Origin of the sequence: Catelliglobosispora koreensis DSM 44566 (assembly GCF_000379685.1) — a bacterium.
GTDB classification, from domain to species: Bacteria; Actinomycetota; Actinomycetes; order Mycobacteriales; family Micromonosporaceae; genus Catelliglobosispora; species Catelliglobosispora koreensis.
Window position 1 is genome coordinate 342,422 of the sequence record NZ_KB903290.1, and the last position, 20,454, is coordinate 362,875.

At 63.6% G+C, this 20,454-nt stretch carries 24 protein-coding genes; 7 read left to right on the forward strand and 17 right to left on the reverse strand.

Going from position 1 to position 20,454, the window contains the following annotated elements:
• Positions 1–2: 2 nt before the first annotated feature.
• A complete protein-coding gene (locus A3E1_RS0131775) occupies positions 3–1,244 on the reverse strand; it encodes a sensor histidine kinase (protein WP_020524860.1) in 1,242 nt (413 codons plus the stop codon).
• A 127-nt stretch (positions 1,245–1,371) separates the two neighbouring features.
• Between A3E1_RS0131775 and A3E1_RS0131780 the strand changes: the two genes are divergently transcribed.
• Together A3E1_RS0131780 and A3E1_RS0131785 are read left to right on the forward strand one after the other, a co-directional pair.
• Entirely contained in the window at positions 1,372–2,070 is a 699-nt protein-coding gene (locus A3E1_RS0131780) for a DUF4386 domain-containing protein (RefSeq protein ID WP_020524861.1), read from the forward strand.
• 45 nt (positions 2,071–2,115) lie between these two features.
• On the forward strand, positions 2,116–2,355 hold the full coding sequence (locus A3E1_RS0131785; RefSeq protein WP_026209031.1) for a DUF6289 family protein: 240 nt from the start codon (positions 2,116–2,118) through the stop codon (positions 2,353–2,355).
• 49 nt (positions 2,356–2,404) lie between these two features.
• Here the strand turns inward: A3E1_RS0131785 and A3E1_RS0131790 are convergent, their stop codons facing one another.
• Positions 2,405–2,791, reverse strand: a complete 387-nt coding sequence (locus A3E1_RS0131790) for a DUF1398 family protein (RefSeq protein ID WP_020524863.1) — start codon at positions 2,789–2,791, stop codon at positions 2,405–2,407.
• A gap of 97 nt (positions 2,792–2,888) precedes the next feature.
• Here A3E1_RS0131790 and A3E1_RS0131795 point away from each other — a divergent pair, with 97 nt between their 5' ends.
• Complete coding sequence (locus tag A3E1_RS0131795) at positions 2,889–3,824, forward strand: hypothetical protein (protein ID WP_020524864.1); 936 nt, start codon at positions 2,889–2,891, stop codon at positions 3,822–3,824.
• Between the two features lie 52 nt (positions 3,825–3,876).
• Here A3E1_RS0131795 and A3E1_RS43125 read toward each other — a convergent pair whose 3' ends face one another.
• The 5 genes from A3E1_RS43125 to A3E1_RS43135 form a co-directional block, all read right to left on the reverse strand.
• The gene (locus tag A3E1_RS43125; protein ID WP_020524865.1) at positions 3,877–5,670 is read right to left on the reverse strand and encodes a S8 family peptidase; all 1,794 of its coding nucleotides are present in this window, start codon (positions 5,668–5,670) and stop codon (positions 3,877–3,879) included.
• 151 nt (positions 5,671–5,821) lie between these two features.
• On the reverse strand, positions 5,822–9,175 hold the full coding sequence (locus A3E1_RS0131805; RefSeq protein WP_020524866.1) for a family 16 glycoside hydrolase: 3,354 nt from the start codon (positions 9,173–9,175) through the stop codon (positions 5,822–5,824).
• Between the two features lie 242 nt (positions 9,176–9,417).
• On the reverse strand, positions 9,418–10,047 hold the full coding sequence (locus A3E1_RS43130) for an LLM class flavin-dependent oxidoreductase (protein WP_281167414.1): 630 nt from the start codon (positions 10,045–10,047) through the stop codon (positions 9,418–9,420).
• A gap of 167 nt (positions 10,048–10,214) precedes the next feature.
• On the reverse strand, positions 10,215–11,006 hold the full coding sequence (locus A3E1_RS0131815; RefSeq protein ID WP_020524868.1) for an NPP1 family protein: 792 nt from the start codon (positions 11,004–11,006) through the stop codon (positions 10,215–10,217).
• A gap of 142 nt (positions 11,007–11,148) precedes the next feature.
• Positions 11,149–11,502 carry a helix-turn-helix transcriptional regulator gene (locus tag A3E1_RS43135; protein ID WP_051105204.1) on the reverse strand — a complete coding sequence of 118 codons (354 nt, stop codon included), beginning with the start codon at positions 11,500–11,502 and terminating at the stop codon, positions 11,149–11,151.
• A 49-nt stretch (positions 11,503–11,551) separates the two neighbouring features.
• Here A3E1_RS43135 and A3E1_RS0131825 point away from each other — a divergent pair, with 49 nt between their 5' ends.
• From A3E1_RS0131825 to A3E1_RS43140, 3 genes are all read left to right on the forward strand, one after another.
• The gene (locus tag A3E1_RS0131825; RefSeq protein WP_051105205.1) at positions 11,552–12,175 is read left to right on the forward strand and encodes a putative glycolipid-binding domain-containing protein; all 624 of its coding nucleotides are present in this window, start codon (positions 11,552–11,554) and stop codon (positions 12,173–12,175) included.
• A 238-nt stretch (positions 12,176–12,413) separates the two neighbouring features.
• Positions 12,414–13,406 (forward strand): maleylpyruvate isomerase family mycothiol-dependent enzyme, encoded by a 993-nt coding sequence (locus tag A3E1_RS47475; RefSeq protein ID WP_157631853.1) that lies wholly within the window; start codon positions 12,414–12,416, stop codon positions 13,404–13,406.
• Positions 13,399–13,983 (forward strand): RNA polymerase sigma factor, encoded by a 585-nt coding sequence (locus A3E1_RS43140; RefSeq protein ID WP_020524872.1) that lies wholly within the window; start codon positions 13,399–13,401, stop codon positions 13,981–13,983. Before A3E1_RS47475 ends, A3E1_RS43140 begins: the two co-directional genes overlap by 8 nt.
• Before the next feature lie 43 nt (positions 13,984–14,026).
• Here A3E1_RS43140 and A3E1_RS0131840 read toward each other — a convergent pair whose 3' ends face one another.
• The 6 genes from A3E1_RS0131840 to A3E1_RS0131865 form a co-directional block, all read right to left on the reverse strand.
• Positions 14,027–14,305 (reverse strand): hypothetical protein, encoded by a 279-nt coding sequence (locus tag A3E1_RS0131840; protein WP_020524873.1) that lies wholly within the window; start codon positions 14,303–14,305, stop codon positions 14,027–14,029.
• Positions 14,306–14,342: 37 nt separating this feature from the next.
• The gene (locus A3E1_RS0131845; protein WP_157631854.1) at positions 14,343–15,194 is read right to left on the reverse strand and encodes a phosphotransferase family protein; all 852 of its coding nucleotides are present in this window, start codon (positions 15,192–15,194) and stop codon (positions 14,343–14,345) included.
• Positions 15,195–15,265: 71 nt separating this feature from the next.
• Positions 15,266–15,970, reverse strand: a complete 705-nt coding sequence (locus A3E1_RS0131850; protein ID WP_157631855.1) for a permease-like cell division protein FtsX — start codon at positions 15,968–15,970, stop codon at positions 15,266–15,268.
• Between the two features lie 72 nt (positions 15,971–16,042).
• Complete coding sequence (locus tag A3E1_RS0131855) at positions 16,043–16,288, reverse strand: hypothetical protein (protein WP_020524876.1); 246 nt, start codon at positions 16,286–16,288, stop codon at positions 16,043–16,045.
• Positions 16,285–16,563 (reverse strand): hypothetical protein, encoded by a 279-nt coding sequence (locus A3E1_RS0131860; RefSeq protein WP_020524877.1) that lies wholly within the window; start codon positions 16,561–16,563, stop codon positions 16,285–16,287. The genes A3E1_RS0131855 and A3E1_RS0131860 overlap by 4 nt, the downstream gene beginning before the upstream one ends.
• Before the next feature lie 10 nt (positions 16,564–16,573).
• Complete coding sequence (locus tag A3E1_RS0131865) at positions 16,574–16,855, reverse strand: hypothetical protein (RefSeq protein ID WP_020524878.1); 282 nt, start codon at positions 16,853–16,855, stop codon at positions 16,574–16,576.
• Between the two features lie 32 nt (positions 16,856–16,887).
• Between A3E1_RS0131865 and A3E1_RS43145 the strand changes: the two genes are divergently transcribed.
• Complete coding sequence (locus tag A3E1_RS43145; protein ID WP_051105207.1) at positions 16,888–17,211, forward strand: hypothetical protein; 324 nt, start codon at positions 16,888–16,890, stop codon at positions 17,209–17,211.
• A gap of 9 nt (positions 17,212–17,220) precedes the next feature.
• Here the strand turns inward: A3E1_RS43145 and A3E1_RS0131875 are convergent, their stop codons facing one another.
• The 4 genes from A3E1_RS0131875 to A3E1_RS0131890 form a co-directional block, all read right to left on the reverse strand.
• Entirely contained in the window at positions 17,221–17,991 is a 771-nt protein-coding gene (locus tag A3E1_RS0131875) for a MerR family transcriptional regulator (protein WP_020524880.1), read from the reverse strand.
• Between the two features lie 42 nt (positions 17,992–18,033).
• Positions 18,034–18,795 (reverse strand): ABC transporter permease, encoded by a 762-nt coding sequence (locus tag A3E1_RS0131880; protein ID WP_020524881.1) that lies wholly within the window; start codon positions 18,793–18,795, stop codon positions 18,034–18,036.
• A gap of 9 nt (positions 18,796–18,804) precedes the next feature.
• Entirely contained in the window at positions 18,805–19,590 is a 786-nt protein-coding gene (locus A3E1_RS0131885) for an ABC transporter ATP-binding protein (protein WP_040392464.1), read from the reverse strand.
• Between the two features lie 74 nt (positions 19,591–19,664).
• Entirely contained in the window at positions 19,665–20,438 is a 774-nt protein-coding gene (locus tag A3E1_RS0131890) for an AN1-type zinc finger protein (protein WP_020524883.1), read from the reverse strand.
• Between the last annotated feature and the right edge of the window lie 16 nt (positions 20,439–20,454).

The window sequence follows — 20,454 nt, forward strand, 5'->3', positions numbered from 1 at the left end:
GTTCACTCGTTCCATGGCAGATTCGCTTGCACAACAAAGTATCCGTCAGCGCGTTGCCCGCACTCGAAGGTCCCGCCCGCGAGGTCGGCTCGCTCAGCCAAGCCGGTGAGCCCGACGCCCGCGGGCGTGAAATCCGGGTTTGCTTTGGTACCAACGAGATTGCGGATTTCGACCTCCAGACCGGAGCCGGGTACACCGGCAAGCCGGACAGTCACCAACTGGCCTGGGGCGTGCTTACGGGCGTTTGTCAGTGCTTCCTGCACGATCCGGAACGCGGTCAGCGAAAGTGCTTGCGGCATCAGCTTTCCAGGAGGTGTCTGCAGGCCTGAGGCGTCGAGCCGCACGTCCGTGCCAGCTTCGCGTGCATCGGCGATAAGGGCTGGCAATTCGGCCAGCGTTGGCTGTGCTTCCGGCACCGCCAAAGCTGGATGACCGGCACGCAGGACCCCAAGCACCTGGCGTAGCTCAGTCAAGGCGAGCTGCGCGTTGGCCTGGATCGTTTGCGCGGTCGCGGCCGTCTGCGCGCGGTCCAAGTCTTCACGGTAGGCCAGCGCCCCAGAGTGCATGGCCACCAGGGAGATGCGATGCGCCAGAACATCATGCATTTCCCGGGCGATGCGGTTGCGCTCGGCGTCGCGTTCCACTTGGGCCGTTAGCGCTTGCTCCCGCTCGGCGGCTGCTAGCCGTTCCCGCAGGGTGGCGACAAGTTCACGGCGGGCCGCGATGTAGTACCCCGTGGCGATTGCCGCGGCGAAGAACGCCACGCTCAGCACGATACCGCCCGCGATATCGAGCGCACTGTCCTCGGCCGGTGAAAGACGCGGCCGGTACGCCACCTCAGACACGACAGCTCCAGCGGTGAAAACGACCGCGGCGGCAACGACCCACGCCCGTCTGCGCCAGGTGGCCATCGAGACGAGGGCCACGGTCGCCGGGCCCATCGCCGTGGCGGAAGCGACTGACGCCACGGCGGTCAGGCACGCCACAGCCAAGGGAAAACGCCGGCGCAATGGCAGCATCGCCAACGCTGCCACGCCAAGGCCAAAGTCAAGAAACAGAGCCGCACCGACAACGTCTTCCTGTGCTGGCGTCATGGGGCTCGACAGCATCACTAGGGCGGACGCGATCCATGCCGCCACCCCGGCCGAAGCCGCGAGAAGGTAACGCCACAGGCGCGACCACGTCCGCAGCGGCGGATGCAGTTGCTCTTCTGACAGTTCGTGTACTCGTGGCGGTGCTGGCATAAACCCAGCCTACGGAGCCATCGGATGCGCCGGGTCCACCTGCGGACCGGCCGCCTCCACCCCTGGGTGGATGCCGCCCCGACCACATGCGGAGGCGCCCCGAACCGCCGTCGCGCACCGTGAACCCATGAACAATCCCAAAACACTCGCCAGAATCGCAGGGCTGCTGTACCTGGCGCTTGCCGGACTTGGCACCTGGGCTGAGCTCTACGCCCGTGCCACGGTTTATGTCCCGGGCAATGCCGCTGCCACCGCGGACAACATAGCCAGTCACACGACGTTGTTTCGGCTGGGGCTAAGCGCCGACATTGGCATGGCGACACTGTTTGTGTTCCTGGGCCTTGTCTTGTATCGCCTGCTGCATCATGTCGACGGGCGCGCCGCGAGCACGCTCATGATATTTGTCGCGGTGGGGGCAGGCTCGATTCTGGTGAACCTGACGTTCCATTTCGGAGCGCTTCTCGTGGCCACAGACGCGTCATATGTCACCGCTCTGGGTGCGGACGGGGCCGAGTCACTGGTGCTGCTGCTCCTCGAACTGCACCACTACGGCTATATCCTTGGCGGTGTCTTCTTTGGACTGTGGCTGCTGCCGATGGGCTTTCTGGCTTACCGGTCGGAGTTGTTCCCGAAAACGCTTGGCATCCTGCTCATCGTCGGTTCGTTCGCGTGGCTTGCCGACCCGCTCATCGTTTTCACGCTGCCCGACGCTCCAGCTATCGTCCGTAACGCAGCGTCTCTGCCCACCTCGATCGCGGAATTCGGGCTTATCCTTTATCTAGTCATTTTCGGTGTACGGACGCGAAAGCCGGTGGCGTCTTCCTGAGCTGCGCATGATGACGGGCGTAAATCTATAGCGCAAGATATAGGCATGTATCGACGAATCTTTGCGACGATGACGCTCGTTACCGGTGCGGCGATCGTGGCCGTGCTTCCAGCGGCCCCCGCGCAAGCACGGGCTTGCACGATCAACGCCTACTGCGTCACCACGTGGTACAAGAACGCGGCGAAGACCATCGTGGTGGGGCAAAAGTTTGAAGAGTGCGATGGCTCCACGTGGCAGTGGGGCTCGCGCGATGCCTACGTCACCTTCACGGAGACCAACTGCTAACCGAAGCAAGCCACCTCGGAGCGCGAACGCGTGCTCCGAGGTGGCTGGATTAATCGACTGTCTCGCGCAGTAACACGTTGCCAGCCCTGTCGAGGTATGTGATCGTCATGTTCCCGGTATCGAAGCTCCACTTCTCGACGCCGTTGGCGGCCAAGGCTTTCGACATCTCGACATAGCCGAGGCCACCTTGTTCGACCTGTTTCATGAGTTGCAGAAACCGTTGCCTGTCGCAGGTTTCGGCAATGGCGAAGGTCTCGTGAAACGCAGGGCCGGCCAAGGTTTGCCCATCTGTGCCGAAGTACTCGGAGTGCCCATCGGTTATGTAGGAGTCATATGTCTCGACGCCGATGTCCCGGAGGGCGCGTAAGTACGCACCCAGGGTGTCGCTGTTGCCGACGCGATCGTGAATCTCAGTGATCTGCTCAAGCGTGAACATAACCACCGATTCTAATGAAACAGGCCTACCGAGCCCGCCGAATTGACTGGCTGCCCGGCATATACGAAACCGCCTGTAGCGCTCATACTCGAACGTCATGAGGCCGTTGCCAGCGCTTCACCGCGACCTCGCGCGCGCGTTACGGACAGGACCGTTTTCGGCCGCCTTGCATCTGGCGATCGAGGCACGTGGATTGCGGTTGGACGAGGTGCACGACCGGCTGGGCGCCGAAGGTGTCATGGTCAGTCTAGCGACGCTTTCCTACTGGCGGCGGGGCCATCGCCGGCCCGAAGGAGCGGATTCGGTACGGGCGGTGTCGGCCCTGGAACACATCCTGGAGCTGCCTGAAGGAGCGCTGTCCTCCCAGCTGGTCTCACCGCAGCGCGCCCGGCGGCGCACGCCATTTGAGACAGCTGAGACGGGCATCAGCAACCTTTGGGCCAGGCCGGAAAGCATCATCGGTTTGCTGTCGGATTTGGATAGTCTGCGCCGCAGCCGCATTGAGACGATGTCGCTTCACGAGATCTACTTTGTGGGGGCGGACCGTCAGGAATCAGCGATGACCGTGCGGCAAGTCTTCCGTGTCAAGGAAGACAACGTGACATCCAGTACCGTGATCTACTGCCAGGATGACGTGAGTGCGCCTCCGCCGGTGTTTACCGCTATCCGGGGCTGCCGGACCGGGCGGGTGCGCAACGACCGGGCCACGGGCGCGGCCGCCGTCGAGTTCATCTTCGACCGCGTCATGAACGTGGGTGACATGGCTGCCGTGGAATACCACATCAGCTTGGCGAGCACGGTGCCCGCGGTCGATTACCACCGCAACATGCCCACAGACGTTTCGCTTTACGTGCTTGAGGTTCAGTTCAGCTCGCGGGCGCTCCCGGCTCGCTGCTTCAGATACGAAAAACGGTCGGAATCGGCGCCGCAGCAAGGAAAACGGGAGCTGTGGATTGGATCGACCGCCTCGGCGACCACGATCGTGACCGATGCGCGGGCGGGTGTCGTAGGCGTCTGCTGGGAATGGGAATGACCCCCAAACCAAGCTGGGGGCCATTCCGTTTCACACGGGGGAAGGAAAGGGTTTACGGGTTGGTGTAGCCCAGTGTGTAGGCCCCGGAACCGCCATAGGCGTAGACGCGGTAGCGGTAGTAGCCCGCGATCCCGGAATAGTTGATGGCCTCGTGGTTGCTAGGTGAGTCGCTTACCGCGACGTTCACCCACGAGAAACCGTTCCACCGTTGCAGATACAGGTCGAAGTCAGCACCAGACGGTCCACACAGGTTAGCTTTGTGCGCCCCCGAAACCGAGGAGTAGTACGACCCCGACGATGGCCGGATCTGCGCTGCGCCAGCCGATAGCGAGCCGGTCGTGGTGAACTCGTGCCCAGAACAGGTGCCGCCACTGCTCGTGACCGCCCACGTGAAGGACGTGGATCCGCTCTGGTTCGACGCGTCGGTCACGGTCACCGTGACGTTGCTCGTTCCGGCAGCCGTCGGCGTACCAGAAATCAGGCCTGAAGAGGAGCTGATGGAAAGACCCGCAGGCAATCCTGTGGCGCTCCAGCTGTAGGGCGTCGTCCCGCCGGATGCCTGCATCTGCAAGCTGGCGGCGGTGTTGATGACCGTCGACTGGTTTCCTGGATTGGTGACCGCTGGCCCGGTGGGTGTGCCGTTCATGAAGCCCGTGTACAGCAACACGTTTGGCGAACCCGATCCGGGGTTGGTGACCTTGCCCGTGGTGCCGTTGTTTACCAAGGCGTTGCGCACCTGCGCTGACGTGGCGCCGGAGTTCTGGCCGAGGTAGACAGCCGCAGCGCCCGCGACGTGCGGCGAGGCCATCGAGGTGCCGGTCATGGTGGCGCTTCCGTTGTTGCTGGAGTGGCTGGCCGACACGATGCTGGTCCCGGGGGCGAAGAGGTCGAGGCAGGAGCCCCAGCTGCTGCCGGAATTCTTCGCATCGGAACTGGTGGTGTTGCCGACCGTGATCCCCGCCGAGACCTTCTGCGGGCTGAATCCGCACGCGTCCTGGTTGGAGTTCCCGGCCGCCATCACGAACTGCACACCCCAGTCGACGAGGCCCTGAACTGCGGAGTCCAGCGCCTGGCTGGAGCAGGGGCTGCCGCAGCCGATGCTGTAATTGGCCACGGCCGGCTTGGTTCCGTTGTTGCGGATCCAGTTGATAGCGGCGATGAAGTCATCGTCGTAGCCGGAGCCCTGGCAGTTCAGCACCCGCAACGCCACCACGGTGGCCTTCTTGGCGATGCCGTAGGTGGTGCCCGCTGCGGTGCCGGCCACGTGCGTGCCGTGGCCGTGACAGTCAGCTGGGTTGGAGTCGTTGTCCACGAAGTCGTAGCCAGACCCGACCCGGCCTGTGAAATCTTGGTGGCTGACGTTGATGCCGGTGTCGAGCACATACACCGTGACACCCTGACCTGGGTTCGACGGGTAGGTGAACGTCTGGTTCAGCGGCAGATCCCGCTGGTCGACACGGTCATCACCCCAGTTTGGCGGGTTGTTCTGCGTGTCCTGAACGGACATGCGAAGAACCTGCTCCACATAGGAAACCTTCGAGTTGCGTGCCATCGCCTTGGCCTGGCCCGCTGTCATCTGTGCGGCAAAGCCGTTGAACAGCCCCGCATAGGAGTGCCTGATGGAACCGCCGTGTGCCTGGGTTAGTTCGGCCGCCTTGGCGCCGGCCGACTGCACCCCCGCACCGCTTTGGTCCTTGAGCACCACGATGTAGCGTCCGTCGACGGCATGCGGGCTGGCTGCGTTGACAATGTATCCGTCTTCGGCCGGCACGGCGGTCGCCGCCGTGCCGGATGAGACAGACAGGGCGGCGGCGATGAGCGTCGCCGCCGCGAGTTTGTGCCTCATAAAGCTCCTCCCAACAGCAGTGGTGTCAGCCACTGCCCGGCCCGGCGGGCCGTGGAAAGGAACGTAATGAATGCCCATGCGTCTACGGCAGGTCAGTTCACACAGACTTCAAAATTGATCCGCCAATTCTGTTAAGAGCCGGCTTCCTTTGCTAGAGCGGTTCGATCCAGATGTTGCGGAAGCGGACGTTGGCTCCGGGATCACCGTGGTCCTGAAGCCGGATCGGCCCTGGGGTGGCGGCTTCGGGCGCTCCGGCGCCGGTTGGCCCGTTGATGGCGAAGTTGTTGTGCACGAGCACTCCGTTCCACCTAACCGTGACGCGGGCGTCTTCTGTCTTGACCCCGGAACTGTTGAATCGGGCGGCCCTAAACGTGATGTCGTAGGTTTGCCACGTTAAGGGTGCGGTCGCGGCGTTCACATCCGGGGCTTTCTTGGTGTAGATGGCACCGGCTTCGTCGGCGGCTAGCGTGGTGTCCCCATAGGAGTCCAGGACTTGCAGCTCGTAGCGGTTCTGCAGGTAGATACCGCTGTTGCCGCGTTGCTGGCCGGTGACGTCAGGTGGATAGCTTGGCTCATACCATTCCACGTGCAGATTGAAGTCGCCGAAGCTTTGCCGGGTGACGATATCGCCGCCCAAGGATTCCATGGAGCCGCCAGCCATCGGCCACGTTGCCGCCGCACCACCGGTTGTCTGCCATTGGGCCAGATCGCCGCCGTCGAACAGCTGGATCCGGGTGAGGCTGCCCCCGGTGATATTCCAGTGCTGGTTGGCACCTCCGACGTAGTCCCAGATGTGGATCTGAGTGCCGTCAGCGGAACTGACACCTTGTGCGTCAAGGACTTTGCCCGATTGCGGGTTCAGAATGGACCCGTTGGGCTGTGGCTGCCACACCTGTGCGCCGGTGCCGTTACAGTTCCACAGCTGCACTTTGGTGCCATTGACCGTGCCAGCGTTGTCGACATCAAGGCACTTTCCGAGCGCCTGGAAGGTGTTCCCGACACGGGACCACCGTTGCGACTCGGTGCCGTTGCAGGTCCACAGCTGGATTTTGGTGCCGTTGGCGGTGCCGCCGTTGGACACGTCGAGACACTTGCCGCCGATGCCGGTGATCTGGCCGGCTCCGCCGTTGAGTGTCATCGAATCCAGGTTGATGTGGCCAGTGTCGCCAGTGTCATAACGGTAGGCGATCGTGTTGCTGCCAGCGTTAAGAGTGACGGCCTCGGAAGCAACCGCCCACGTGTCCCAGTTCGGTGTGGTGGCCAGGCTGATTTGCCGCAGCTTGGTGCCGTTGACGTAGAGGCTCACTGTTTTGGTACCCACAAAGGGGTTGGGGCCGTTGGAGTAACGCAGTGCGGCCTGATAGGTGCCGGCCGAGCTGGCATTGACGGTGAAGGTGCTCGCCGCGCCAACAGCCGCGTACCGGTCGACGAAGCCGCTTCCGGTGTAGCCAATGTGGTCGGTGTTGACCCCGGCGCCGCCGCTGAGCTGTGCGCTTTCGGCCTCATACAGGTTGCCCGCTGGAGGGTTGACCACACCGGGAATGGCATTGAGGGTGTACCAGGCTTCGGTGCTCCACAGGGATTGCCCGCTGGCCGAGGTGAATGGCCGGGGTGAGCGGATGTGGACGACACGCCCGGTCTGCAAGCCACTAATGACCAGTGTCACCTTCTTGCCGTCGGCCGAAAGCGCTGCCGAGCTGACAGTGAGGGTCTGCTCGTCGACCTTCGGCCCGCCGTAACTAACGGTCGGGACATACCGCCATTGCTTGACCTTGTAGCTGGTGACCAGGTTAGCGGCGGTGGCCGCCGACAGCGGCTGGGTGTATTCCAGCTCGAAACCCGTTGTGGTGGCACGCATTGCGAGGATGTCGAAGGTGTTCGTCGCGTTCGGCGTGAGCTTCTGCAGACCGTGAGCGAGTTTGCCGTTCTGGCCCCAGTTGCCGCCGCCATGCAGGCCACCGGTGTAGATGGCGCCGTCGGGGCCGAGGCTGACTTCGGAAACTCCCGCTTCCAAACCCTGCGTCAGCCGGAACAATGCCCCTTGGTACTCGCCGTTGACCTTTTCCAGGTAGGCACGCTGCAGGCCGCCGTAGGTAACGTCGCCGATGAGCAACTGTCCGGAGTAGACGCCGGAGGTCAGCATAACCGGGGTGCTGGGGGAGTTGGCGATCTCGTTCTGCGGCATCCACAGCACCGGCTGGGCGACCGGTGCACCATCGAATGGCCCGGCAGGGTTCATGTAGTGGTTGAAGAAGCGCCCTTGCTTGATGTGCACCAGTTTTGACGACGGAAGCCAGCCGCCCTGGTTGTCCGTGACGAACAGGCCGTCTTCTGGGCCCCAGCCGATCCCGTGCGGTGTGCGCAAGCCGCCCGCGACGTACGAGATAGCGCCTGTGTTCTTGTCGATTTTGATGGTGGTGCCGCGGTTCGGTGCGGGCTGCGGATCTGTCGTGGCGCCACCGTAGTTGATGGACACCGACAGGTTGAGATAGAAGAAGCCGTCCTTGTAGAGCAGCCCAAAGGCGAACTCGTGGAAGTTGGACCCGAATGGCCACGTGGCAACGGTTCGCAGGTTATCGGCGACGCCGTCGCTGTTGGTGTCGTTGAGCTCGGTGAGCCGGGATTTTTCCGAGACATAGATCTTGCCGTCGACGATCTTCAGCCCCATCGGCTCCTGAAGGCCGCTGGCGAACCTCGTCCGGGTTACCTGCGTGGGACTGGTGTTTCCGGTGACATTGCCCAGAATCCAGACCTCGCCCGCGACGTTGAGTGAACCGCCCCAGGTCGAGACCGCTAGGCGCCCGTCGGGGAACCAGTCAAACCCGGTCACCTGTGGCTCGAAACCGCTGGGACGCAGGTTTGTTAGCGTGAAACTGGGGTGTACGCCGGTCAGTGGCAGCCCGTCGCCGGGGGAGTCAAGGGCGCCTTCACATTCCTTGCGTCCGGGAGCGGTCACGCGGACCACTCCGGCATCGGTGCTCAGCACGGAATTGGGCACCAGAACGAAGGCCGACGAGCCGGGGGTCTTCCACTCCAGCGTGATTTGCTGGCCGCCTTCGCGTTCGAAATGCTCAATCTTGAGCGCGTGGTAGCCGGTGCCGAGCGTTACCGTGCCCTCCTTGGGTGTGGCGCCGTGCAGCCCGTCGTGATTGATAACCATGTTGCTGTCGATGAGCAGCCGGGATCCGTCATCGCTGGTGAGGCGGAAGGTGTAGCTGCCGGCGACAGCGATATTGATATTGCCCAGTACGTGAGCGACAAAGTAGTTGTCGATGCCGAAGTCGCTGACAGCCGACCAGTTGATGGTGGGCATGAGCTTGTCCACATTGGGCGTCTGCGCGGCCTTGAGCGTGCAGATTTCGCTCAGCGGTGCCTGAATGTCATAGACCCGAAGGGTGACACCAGGTTCCTGTGGCGGGGGTGCCGCATGAACTGTCTGAGGGATGGCCGCTAGCGCCATTGCCCATGCCAGCGTGGCGATAGCCAGCCTGTGCCGTTTGCCCATCGCTTCTCCCTGAGAGCGGGCGGACGCGGCGACGGAGGCACGACAGTCTTCGTTGGCTGGCAATGCCGCTGGTCACCGGAACCGCAGGAAAATCGTGGAACCGCTTGTATGCGACGGTGGCATCGCCGAATGACCGACTGTCGTGACGGCTACAGTAAGAAAGATTCTCACCCGTGTCTATAGGCATCCATCTTTCCTATGTGGCCCAGAAAGCAGGGCCACCAAGAGCTTTGAACTGCCGGTTACCTAGCGCGGTAGACGGTCAGCGCCTCGGCCAGCCGATGGTAGGCATCGGGGGTGTATGGCGCGTACTGAAACATGATGTGCTGTACGCCGAGCTCCGCATAGCCATGTATCGCTTCTGCGATCTCGGTCGGCGTACCCACTAAGGGGTTGGGAAAGAATCCGGGTTTTTCTGCCTGCAGGTCTGGAAACCAAACACCGATGAGTGCGGTGATGCCAAGTGTCGCCGGGTCGCGCCCGACCTCGCGGCACGCGGCTCCTATCCTGGCGATCGGTTCTATCACGGATTCAGGTTGTCCCATGTAGCCGGTATTCCAGAGATCGGCATACTGCGCTGTCAGCCTGAGCATGCGCGGACCTTCACCACCGACCAGCAACGGCGGTCCCTGCGGACGCGGACCGGCTGGTGCGTTGTCGCAGTCACTTGCCTGGTAGTACTTTCCGTGGAAATCGACGTGCCGCTCACACAATAGCGGCCGGAGGATCTTCAGGGCTTCGGTGAGCCTGTCCACTCGATGATCGAAGGGCAGCCCGAACGCCTCATACTCCGGCTCGTTCCATCCCGCGCCGATACCCAGAATCAGGCGGCCGTTGCTCACCCCATCGGCCGCTGTCGCCATCTTCGCCAGTCGTAGGGGCGCGGGCGGTTGTTCTCGCGTTCATTGGCCGTCAAGACCATCAGTCCGATTTTCACCGGGGCATGCTAAGGCGCACTCCCTGACACCTTGTGTCAGTGACCAGTTTGGACGGCCGAAGGATCGCCGGGGCAAACAGCGTCCTTCGGCCGTCGCGTTGGTCAGCCCCAGGGGTTGAAGGGAATCCCGGTGGGCTTAGCCGCGGCGAGCAACGACTCGAATGAGCCATCCTTGATTTTGATCGTCGCCGAACCGAAGTCGGCAGCCATCAGCCGGTCGCGAAGTGCCACGCTGGGCCATCCGTTCCAGTCCACCAGGGGCGGATAGCGCCAGTTGTGGTAGTGGTTTTCCGGCGGTTCGTCATTGGTGTTGGCCAGCCGGATGAAGTGGGTCGACACGCCGTCCTTGTGGTAAACGGTCTTGGGATGGGTTCCGTCGAATCGCACCTGCGAACGCGGGTAGGTCACCTGGCTGCTGTGCTGCGTCGTGGTCACATAATCGGCCTGATTGCTGGCCTGGTTGACCCACGAGATGACGTGCTCCCAGTCGTGCCGGTGCCCGCCCCAGCTGACGCCGGGCAGGGCCTGATCCTTCTCGAAATAGCTGGCGTAAACGATCGCGCACCAGCCGTTGTTGCATTTGGACCGGGCGTAGGTCTGCGATCTGTCCAGATCGGACTGGTCCCGGCAGTTGCCGTTGAGTGCGCCGGTTGGTTTCAGCCCCGGGTTGAGGGTGCCAGCAGGGCTGATGGCGGCCACGGCGTAGCAACCATCGGTGTCGTAGTCGTACGCGGGTGAGAACGTCTGCTCGTACCCTCCCGCGTTTTGCGGCAGATTGGGCAGGGAATCGGCGAAGGCCGCTGTCGCGGACAGCACGACCCCGAACGTGGTCAGTACGGCCACGGACCATAGCGCATGGCGCATGGCGAACGTGGTCTTGCGTGCAGCTTCCATCGCGTACCTTTCGTGAGTCGGCTCATGTCGGACGCCCAGGTCGGCGACCCCCATGAATATGGAGGAACATGAGTATCCCTCGCGATCGGCAAAGTGTGAACAGCCCACGGTGATCCCTTGCTGCGCGTAGGGATCTTGTGGGCTACTGCGCGCGAAGGTATGCCAGCGCGGCAAGCACGCGCCGGTGGCTGTCCGGCGATTCCGGCAGTTGCAGGCGCTGGAAGATGGAGCGCATGTGCGCCTCGATGGTGCGTTCGGTGACCACGAGCCGCGCGGCAATGGCCATATTGGAGTGTCCCTGCGCGGCGAGCGCGAGGACTTCGGTCTCGCGTGCTGACAGGTCGGCTAGCCCCGGTCGCCGGGCGGCCAGGAGCGCCGAGACGATGTCGGGGCCGAGCGCGGAACCGCCTGCGGCGACGCGGGCCAGCCCGGCGAACCCGAAGACCGTAGCGTTGCAACGCTTTGACGAACGGAATGCTAGCGTTGCGCTACCCAAACCTGGTCCACCGTCATAGCCCGCACCGCCCTTGCCTAGGATATAGACCGTGGAAAGCAGCAAGTTGATCTCGTGGCTGGGAACCGACGCTGACCGGTGGGAGACGGCGAGCATTGATCCCAGCGGTGACAACGGCTTCGTGGCCACAGGGTTTCAGGCCGGGATGGATCCTGAGCCATACCAGGTGTTCTACACGCTCGACGTTCGGCCCGGATTCATTCACGGCCAGCTCACCGTGAAGGCCACAGGTAATGGCTGGCACCGGGAACTAGTCTTGCGCCGCGACGAATCCGGCGCATGGACGTGGCAAGCCCTCGCCGAAGGGGAGTGCCAGCTGCCGGCACCAGGTGCGCCGCGAGAGCTGGAAGCTGAACTTGAGGGCGCGCTGGATTGCGATCTCGGCTTGTCTCCGTTGACGAATCTTATGCCAGTTCGCCGTGCGAACCTCCACACTGATCCGGGCACTTGTGACGTCATGGTCGCGTGGGTGGCGGTCCCGGAGTTGTCACTGCATGCGGCGCCGCAGCGCTATGAGCACTTGCGCAGGCACGACAGCGGGTCAGCGGTGCGGTTCACCGCACTCGATACCGGTTTCACCGCCGATCTGGAGCTGGACGCGGACGGTCTCGTGCTCACCTATCCCGGACTCGCCCGCAGGGCACGCTCCACGTGAGGTAGGGCGCGGGTGCCATCCAGATTGGCCTGTCGTACGAATACGTTGTGAAACGGCAGGGCATGTGGCCCACGGCCGTCATGACGCATAGACGGGAAACGTGCCATGTGGACAGTGCGGCCTGTGTGTGCCTACCTGTCGGCTGCCACGGCCTGCCGTCGCGGAGTGCTGGTTGCGAAGCTACGCTCGTCGATATGGTCGCTGTAAGAGGTACGGCACGATGGCGTGGGGGATCGACATGACTGATGACGGGCACCCCGACGATCTTCTTGGTGCGTATGTGATTGAGGCATGCCCGCCCGACGAGGCGCGGTTGGTCGCCGAACACGTGCGCGGGTGCCAGGCATGCGAGGCGAAGGTCGCCGAGTTGAGCGCGGCCGCGCAGTGGGTGGGTGTGGCCACCGCCGTGGCACCGGCTCCGGCACTACGCGAACGGGTGCTGTCTGCCGCACTGGCCGCACGGCCGGCCGCTTCTGGTGCCAGGCCGCAAGGCCTGAGCGCTGACGATGCGGAGATCCTGCGGCTCCTCGAGCCCTACCGGGCACAGGTCGGCGAGCTAGACAGGCTGCTCAGCGCGCTGTCGCAGCCGCAATGGCTGCTCGCCGCAGGGCCGCACCATTCGGTACGCGACATGATCGCGCACCTGCGCGACAACGACGCACCCGTTGCGGCAGTGGCGGGTGCGAACTTTCCGTCTACTTCGGACGTACGGGTGGGCTGGAGTGCGCAGGCTCACGCGATCATTGACGTCGCCGCCGGTCAGGGTGTGCGGCTGCTGGAAAGGCGCGTTGGCCTGGCGGGCAGCTCAGCCTTCCAGCGCCCGGTGCGTGAAGCGCTGATTCAGCGCGGTTTTGAGACCTGGACCCACGCTGAAGACATCCGTGCCGCCATGCAGTTGCCAGCGCAGGCGCCGAGCGCGCAACAAGTGGCCGACATCGTCGGCTTCATACTGCGGCTGCTTCCCGCCGCGATGGACGCCGCAGGACGTGCCCATGAACACGAGGCAGTGCAGGTCATGCTGACCGGCGACGGCGGTGGCACCTGGCTGGCAGACTTGTCGGCGGATCCTTCGGACAGGACCGTTGTCGCGCAAGTGTCCCTGCCGGCGGAGTCCTTCTGCCGGATGGCAGCGGGCAGACTGCCCGTCTCATCGGCGAAAGTGGCGATCGAGGGAGACTCCCGCGCCGCCAACGACTTCCTCGCCGTCGTCGCCACGATGGGTTGTGACTGACGTGCCGGGACCCAATGAGGACAACGATATACGCCTGCGCGACGCCCTCGTCGCCGGTCACGAGCAGGCGCTGGCCGAGGTTTACGACCTGTACGCGCCGGTCGTATTTGGTGTGGCGTTGTACATCACGAAGGATCGGGGCGCCGCCGAGGATATCGTGCAGGACGTCTTCGTTGAGCTGTGGCAGCGGCCAGAACGCTTTGACCCCAAGCGTGCTCCGTTGCGGGGCTGGCTTTGTATGATCGCGCGCCGGCGTGCGATCGACTGGACTAGGCGGCGTACCAACAAGGATTGGAGCTTGACCGACCTGGACCTGGACGTGCCGTGGGCTGATTTTGAAGATGATGTGCTGGTTTCCATGGCCAACAAGCAGGTCCGCGACGCGGTCGCGGCATTACCTATTCCTCACCGGCAGGCGATCTTCTTGGCTTACTACCAGGGGTTGACCTACCGTGAAGTCGCCAAGGCGCTGAACATTCCCGAAGGTACAGCGAAATGGAGACTGCGCGGCGCCCTGCGCAGCATCGGCGAACAGCTTGCGGCAGAAGGATTCGAAGGCCTAACCGCCAGCGGATGAGGGCGTGGGACCCCGCCGAGAAGGCGGGGTCCCACGGAGCGGGTCAGCTGGTCGCCGGGACGAAGGTGGTAACCGTATCGATGACCCCGATGAGGTCGAATGCGGTTCTCCGTACCGGATACGTGTCGTTGGTTAGCCAGCTGCCGAGTAGGTTCTGTTCGAACTTGCCGCCGAAGTCCTCGCTGACACCGCCGGGAAGCGAGCTCACGGAACGCCAGCCACCCGCGGTCGCCTGAGCCACGTACCGGCGCGTCGGCACGAAAACCGAAGCGAATTCATCGGATGCGTCGGCGCGTACGGGATGGCTTGAAGCATCGGGCACATTGAAGCCACCGTCAAAGGGGAAAGCGTCGCTGTGGCTAGCCGATCCCGTCCAAGGCGTCGCGGACCGCGGCTGCGACTCGGCCAGGCATCCCTGGCAGGTCGAGGGGAGCGCGCCCGGCGACCTGCCGGGGGATGAAGCGTTGCCATTCAAGGTCAAAGCGGAGTAACGCTCGCAGATCGGCGTGGCGGTCTATTCTCGTGCGCGCAAATTGTTCGTACAGCGCCAGATACTCGGCAGCGGTGTCGGCATTGAACAGCACGGCCAGGTTGAGCCTGCAGTGGCCGACATCGCTGCCCCTGTTGCCGGTGGCCGCGTTGGGCCAGTCCACGACGCCACTAAGCCGGCCGTCGCGCCACAGCACGTTGAAGTGCTGGTAGTCGCCATGGACTAGGACGCTCTCCGTGACAGGCGGCGCTGATGCGGCCTCGCGGGCGGCGTTACGCAAACCGGGGTCAGCCAGCCAGTCCAGCGGTGCGCGATCGTCGTACCAGCCATTGAAATGGGCCTGCGGGTGGCTGGGGACGGCGTGGATCGCCACCTGCGTGATCGCGAGCTGGCTTAGCCAGGACCGCATATCCGCCGGAGCCAAGTCCGGTTGCCCGGCAAGCGCCGACGTGAGGATGCAACGTACTCCGGTTTCGGACCCGTCTTCGTCCATCGCGATGAGCTCAGGTGCGGGCACCCCATGTCCCCGGATGGCGGCGAGCCCGGCGGCTTCACGTGTCACCAGGCCGTGGGTCCAGTCCTCGCCGCGCCATCGCCGCAGCACCACGTCTTTGAGCCCTGCCGGGGAATCGACGGTGATGCGGTCCATGTCGGCGGTGATTCCACCGAACAAGGGCGTGACCGCGGTAGCCCGGGCACGTGGGTGAACGTGTCTTGTCACCCACTGCAAGATGTCCAATGTAGGGGGCTGATACTCGCGCGGCACGGTGTGAGTCTGCCAGACCTATTTGGTCAGAGCGTGGACACCGGGACCAGGTGCATCGACGTGACACCGGCGAGTTGGCGGAGTCCGGTAAATCCCGGGCTCTTCTCCAATCGCATGGTGAAGCGGACCGAGGCGTGTGTCTTGGCCGGATCGAGCGTGGCGGTCAGGTCTGCCTTGCCGTCGCAGCTCTTCTTCAGCCGCTCAAACGCGTCGTCTCGCGATTCGGTTCTGATTGACTCGGCTTGCGGCAGCGCGCGTACCGCATTGGTGATGGCGTCTCGCTGCTCGCTGGTCACGCTTTCGGACAGGCGTAAGATCACCCCGATCGTCTTCACCTCGGGGTCTTGGGAAGCCGCCCCGTTGATGGTCGCGTTCGAAACGCCTTCGAGCGTGCCGAGCATGATCTCGACGGCCTCGGCGAGGGAACCGTCAGTCACCACGGTGGTGAACGACTCAGGCATTTCTTCGGGCTTGATCTGCTGCCACATAGCCGGATCGTCCTTGAACCGCTCCTTGAAGTTCGCGTAGGCCTGCTCGCGACTTTCGAAGGTCACGCCCTCGAGGTACGACGTGGTGCGCAGCCGCTGTTCGACCGCGCTGCGCTGCTCGGCCGTCACCCCGGCCTTCAGGTAGACGCTGAGACTTACCTTCCCTTGGGAGGGGTCATCGCCCGAGCATCCAGCCAGGCTCAACATGAGGACAGCGGCCGCGAACACCAGAGATCGTTTCACGGCACGGGATCCTACGCGGCTCCGCCGTCCCCCGCTGCCCTGTTTATCCGCGATCCGACCAGCACTGTCGTGTTAGGACAGTGGCTGGCGAAACCTGACCGGAACGCTTGCCCAGCCTAAGGTCATGTGCCTGGCAACGCTTACGGCATCTTCGGCGTAGTCGAACTCGAACTTGGTCTGGTAGCCGTCGTGCTGCACCAGCCAGCGACCGTCAGGCAGGGTTCCGGCGCTCACATAGGCGCAGTCGCGAGAAGTGCGGTCCACGCCGTTCCACCAAAGGTGAACTACGGTCACTTCCTCGATGGCGGTGGCGGTCATCGCGATCGCCCTCCCGTGTCCGAACCGGCCACACCGGCTGGCCTGTGTTCGACATGCCAGCGTCCGTGCTGACGGCCTGTCGCGTAGGCGATTTCGATCGCGTGTCTCGCGGCGGCTTCGCTGTCGTGATGACTGATCGCCTGCCCTGGTCCATCGACCTGGCGAATGTCGAGTTCCCACGTGCCGCGGGGCCCCTCGTAGAGTGCTGCGCTGAGGATGACCGTGCCATCCTCGCTGTAGCAGATTCCTGCTTCCCGTAGCTGCTTTGACCTCACGTCCGCGACGTTATAGAACGTGTGTGCCAACTTCAAGAACGACTCGCCGGTACGTTGCCGTCTCGCTCAAAGCATATTGTGCGAGACGGGGCTCCGACGCATCGGACACCAGGTCGCGCAGGTCATAGGAGGGCGCGTCCGGGTCGGCGAACGTCGACTCGCCGGCATCTCGCAGGTCGTAGCGCACCACGAACCGTCCCGCTAATGCCGTGCACAGCTCGCCGGGCCAGCTCAGCATGGTGATGCCAATCAGCAGCACCGGTGGATCCGCCTTGTCCCCGAAGGTTTCCACACAACTCGACACCGTTTACCTTGATACGCAACATGGATCCTCTGCGAAACATCACTCCGATTCACCATTTAGACGAAGCAGCACCCCGAAACTCATCGCGCTGTGCGTCCGCACCTGACGCGACCGGGCTGGTGCTGGTATTCACCGACTACCAGGCATTCGCGGTGGAGTTCAAGCGCGAAGCGCACGTCCTGCTCGACATCATCGCCGGTCAATTCCGCCATGCGCTCATCCGTGGCGAGCAGGTTTTCTGCCTCGTCCACGCCGAAGATCCCCGGTTCACGCTCCCGGCGGTGGGCGCGGTACCGCTGAGGTGGAATCAGGCGGAGTGGCTCAACGCCAGCCGGGGGCTGTGATCGCCTGGGTTATGCCAGGCGCCGCTGCCGGGTCCAGCCGGCCCAGCCGCGTTCGCGCAACAGGTTCTGCAGCCGCTGGATCCGCGGTTCGGACTCGATGGCGAGGGCGTCCAGAAGGTCGAACGCGAGTTCGTCGTGCGCTGTGGTGGCGATGTTCATCTCACCGTTGGCGTCTGCCTGCTCAGCCATGCTGGCCATGATGTCGGCGAGTTCCTCTAGGCGCGGGTCGTCGTCGTTTGCGTTGCTGTCGATGAGTTGCGAGGCGAGCCGGTAAAGCCGGACAAGTTGCGGGTTGTTGAGCTGCTCGACTTTGCCGGGCATCATCTCGGCGATGTGACCGGGCCAGCTTGCCGCTGCCAGGATCCATCCTTCGCGTTCGGCTTCCACCAAGCGTTCTGACGCGCCGATCTGGCGAAGCCGGTCGAGATAGGACGCCACCTCGGGCGGGAGCGCCAGATTGTCCCCGGCAGCCAGCTGCGCGATCTGCTTGCGGCTGTCTTCAAGCCGTTCAATTTCCTCGCGCAGCTGGCTGTCGATCCTTTGCACCGCTTCGGAAAACGCTGCCGCGTCGGCTTCGAGCATCTGAGCGACTTGAGACAGCGGCACACCAGCGGCGGCAAGAGTACGGATTTTCACCAGTGACACCACAGCCTTCGCGCCGTAGCGACGGTAACCCGAAGCATCTCGCTGCGGCTCAGGCAGCAGCCCCATGTGGTGATAGTGCCGCACGGCCCGCACCGTGACACCGGTGTAGGCGGCCAGTTGACTAATCGTCAGCATGCTTCTCATCCTGCCTTCCCGCCCGCGGCGCGCCGGCGCCGTTCAGGAGATTCTGCGGCGGTAGGCGATGCTCGCGAAAATGTAGGCGACGGCGAGAATACCGAGGCACCAGGCAAGGGCGGTCCAGATGTCGGCGCCGACCGGCTGCTGTAGGAACAGCGCACGGATGGTGTTGACGATGGAAGTCACTGGCTGGTTTTCGGCGAAGGCGCGCACCGGGCCCGGCATGGTTTGCGTGGGTACGAACGCCGAGCTAAGGAACGGCAGGAAAAGAAGCGGGTAGGAGAAGGCACTCGCCCCGTCGACACTCTTGGCGGTCAGACCGGGGATGACTGCGATCCACGTCAGAGCGAGCGTGACCAAGAAGAGGATGCCCGCGACGGCAAGCCAGGCAAGAAATGAAGCGCCGGAACGAAAGCCCATCAGCAGGGCCACGCCGAAGACGAGCACGAGCGAGATCAGGTTGGCGGCCAGTGAGGTCAGCACGTGCGCCCACAGCACCGACGACCGTGCGATCGGCATCGAGTGGAAACGTTCGAAGATCCCGCCTTGCATGTCCATGAAGAGCCGGAACGCGGTGTAGGCGATGCCCGAGGCGATGGTGATGAGCAGAATGCCGGGAAGCATGTAGTTCACATAGGGGACGCTCCCGGTGTCGATCGCGCCGCCGAACACGTAGACGAACATCAGCATCATGATGATCGGCGTGATCGCGGTGGTGAGAATGGTGTCGAGGCTTCGGGTGATGTGGCGCATTGTCCGACCGGTTAGGACGGTCGTGTCGGTGAAGAAATGTGTGGCCATTGTTGTTCCCTACTTCTGGTTGTGGCCGACGACGGCGAAGAAGACGTCTTCGAGCGTGGGCTGCTTTTCGACGTACTCGACTTCTGCGGGTGGCAGCAGAGCTTTGAGTTCGGCCAGGGTGCCGGTGACGATGATCCGGCCCTGGTGAAGAATCGCGATCTGGTCGGCAAGTTGTTCGGCCTCATCCAGATACTGCGTGGTGAGCAGAACCGTCGTGCCGCTCTGCGCGAGGTTCTTGACGGCTTGCCATACCTCGATGCGTGCCTGCGGGTCCAGGCCAGCTGTGGGCTCGTCGAGGAAGATGACTGGCGGATTGCCGATCAGGCTCATGGCGATATCCAGGCGTCGCCGCATGCCGCCGGAATACGTTGCCGCCCTTCGGTTTCCGGCCTCGGTCAGCGAGAACCGCCGCAACAGATCATCGGCGATCGCTTGCGGATCCTTGAGATGCCTGAGCTTGGCGACCAAGACGAGATTCTCCCGGCCGGTAAGTATTTCGTCGACGGCCGTGAACTGCCCGGTCAGACTGATGGATTCGCGCACATCTGCGGCCTGGGCCGCGACGTCGAAACCGTTCACCTGGGCCGCGCCGGTGTCGGCCTTGAGCAAAGTGGACAGGATCTTCACTATCGTGGTCTTGCCTGCCCCGTTTGAGCCGAGCAGGGCAAAGATGCTGCCCCGGGCCACTTCGAAATCCACGCCGCGCAGCACATGCAGCTGTTTGTACGACTTCTGCAGGCCCTGCACCTGGATCGCGGGCCCTCGGGTCTGCTTGGTTGCTGGTGGAATGCTCATGAGCGCCAGCATGCAGGGTTGACGCAGCGTCAAGGTCAAGCCCGCAGCGAGGATTTGTCAGGCGTGCTCGCGCCCTACGACGCGGACAGGATTGGCGACCACGTCAGATAGCCGGTGGCAGCGATCACGATGATCGCGGCCCAGATCGAACGCCAGTCGAAAGCAGCGTCAAGGTTGATTTTCCACGGGGCTTGATGCTTGCGCACGACGATAAGCCGGGTCACTGCTCGCCCGGCCAGGATCCCGCAGGCGATCGGCAAGACCGCGGCCAGAAGGGCGTACGCGAAGAGAATCGTTCCTTGTGTATTGCCGGTGGCCCGCGGCACAGGTTGGCCGACCGCGGCCACGACGAACAGGATTCCCAACGGAATCGCGTTGCGAGCCAACGCGCGTTTGCCCGCAAGCCTCGTTTGCCGCTGGTGTTCCGTGATGCGCTCTTCTTGCTCTCGTCGCGCGCGCTCCTCCTCGGCTTGCCGGGCTGCTTCGGCGGCTAGCCTCGCGGTCCTTGCCTCGTCGGCGGCCTGCTGGCGGAAGCGTTCCTGGCACTCGCCGCACTCGTCGTGCGCTGGCGGATTCGTGCTTCTGTGAGCACGGCAGAATACGCGCTGACAATGACGGCAACGGCCAGCGCCGAGGGCCGTGCACGGGACCGAAGCGCAGGTCGCCCCGGTCGCCTCGAACTGGCGAGCGGCCGTCTCCAGCCAGGCAGCGCGGGCCGCGGCCGCATCAGCGGCAGCTCGCACACTTGCCTCGGTTGCCTGCCGCTGCTGCTCCAAGAGCCAGCCGAGCGGAGTTGTCGTGCCTGGGGCATGAAAGCCGGGAATGTGCCCGGGCGGTTGCCAAACCATTTGCTCACACCTCAAC

What these genes read in the sequence shown, in the direction of transcription:
- A3E1_RS0131775 (WP_020524860.1), bottom strand. Translation starts at nt 1,244, where the DNA reads ATGCCAGCACCGCCACGAGTACACGAACTGTCAGAAGAGCAACTGCAT.
- A3E1_RS0131780 (WP_020524861.1), top strand. Translation starts at nt 1,372, where the DNA reads ATGAACAATCCCAAAACACTCGCCAGAATCGCAGGGCTGCTGTACCTG.
- A3E1_RS0131785 (WP_026209031.1), top strand. Translation starts at nt 2,116, where the DNA reads ATGTATCGACGAATCTTTGCGACGATGACGCTCGTTACCGGTGCGGCG.
- A3E1_RS0131790 (WP_020524863.1), bottom strand. Translation starts at nt 2,791, where the DNA reads ATGTTCACGCTTGAGCAGATCACTGAGATTCACGATCGCGTCGGCAAC.
- A3E1_RS0131795 (WP_020524864.1), top strand. Translation starts at nt 2,889, where the DNA reads ATGAGGCCGTTGCCAGCGCTTCACCGCGACCTCGCGCGCGCGTTACGG.
- A3E1_RS43125 (WP_020524865.1), bottom strand. Translation starts at nt 5,670, where the DNA reads ATGAGGCACAAACTCGCGGCGGCGACGCTCATCGCCGCCGCCCTGTCT.
- A3E1_RS0131805 (WP_020524866.1), bottom strand. Translation starts at nt 9,175, where the DNA reads ATGGGCAAACGGCACAGGCTGGCTATCGCCACGCTGGCATGGGCAATG.
- A3E1_RS0131815 (WP_020524868.1), bottom strand. Translation starts at nt 11,006, where the DNA reads ATGGAAGCTGCACGCAAGACCACGTTCGCCATGCGCCATGCGCTATGG.
- A3E1_RS47475 (WP_157631853.1), top strand. Translation starts at nt 12,414, where the DNA reads ATGACTGATGACGGGCACCCCGACGATCTTCTTGGTGCGTATGTGATT.
- A3E1_RS0131855 (WP_020524876.1), bottom strand. Translation starts at nt 16,288, where the DNA reads ATGACCGCCACCGCCATCGAGGAAGTGACCGTAGTTCACCTTTGGTGG.
- A3E1_RS43145 (WP_051105207.1), top strand. Translation starts at nt 16,888, where the DNA reads ATGGATCCTCTGCGAAACATCACTCCGATTCACCATTTAGACGAAGCA.
- A3E1_RS0131875 (WP_020524880.1), bottom strand. Translation starts at nt 17,991, where the DNA reads ATGCTGACGATTAGTCAACTGGCCGCCTACACCGGTGTCACGGTGCGG.
- A3E1_RS0131880 (WP_020524881.1), bottom strand. Translation starts at nt 18,795, where the DNA reads ATGGCCACACATTTCTTCACCGACACGACCGTCCTAACCGGTCGGACA.
- A3E1_RS0131885 (WP_040392464.1), bottom strand. Translation starts at nt 19,590, where the DNA reads ATGAGCATTCCACCAGCAACCAAGCAGACCCGAGGGCCCGCGATCCAG.
- A3E1_RS0131890 (WP_020524883.1), bottom strand. Translation starts at nt 20,438, where the DNA reads ATGGTTTGGCAACCGCCCGGGCACATTCCCGGCTTTCATGCCCCAGGC.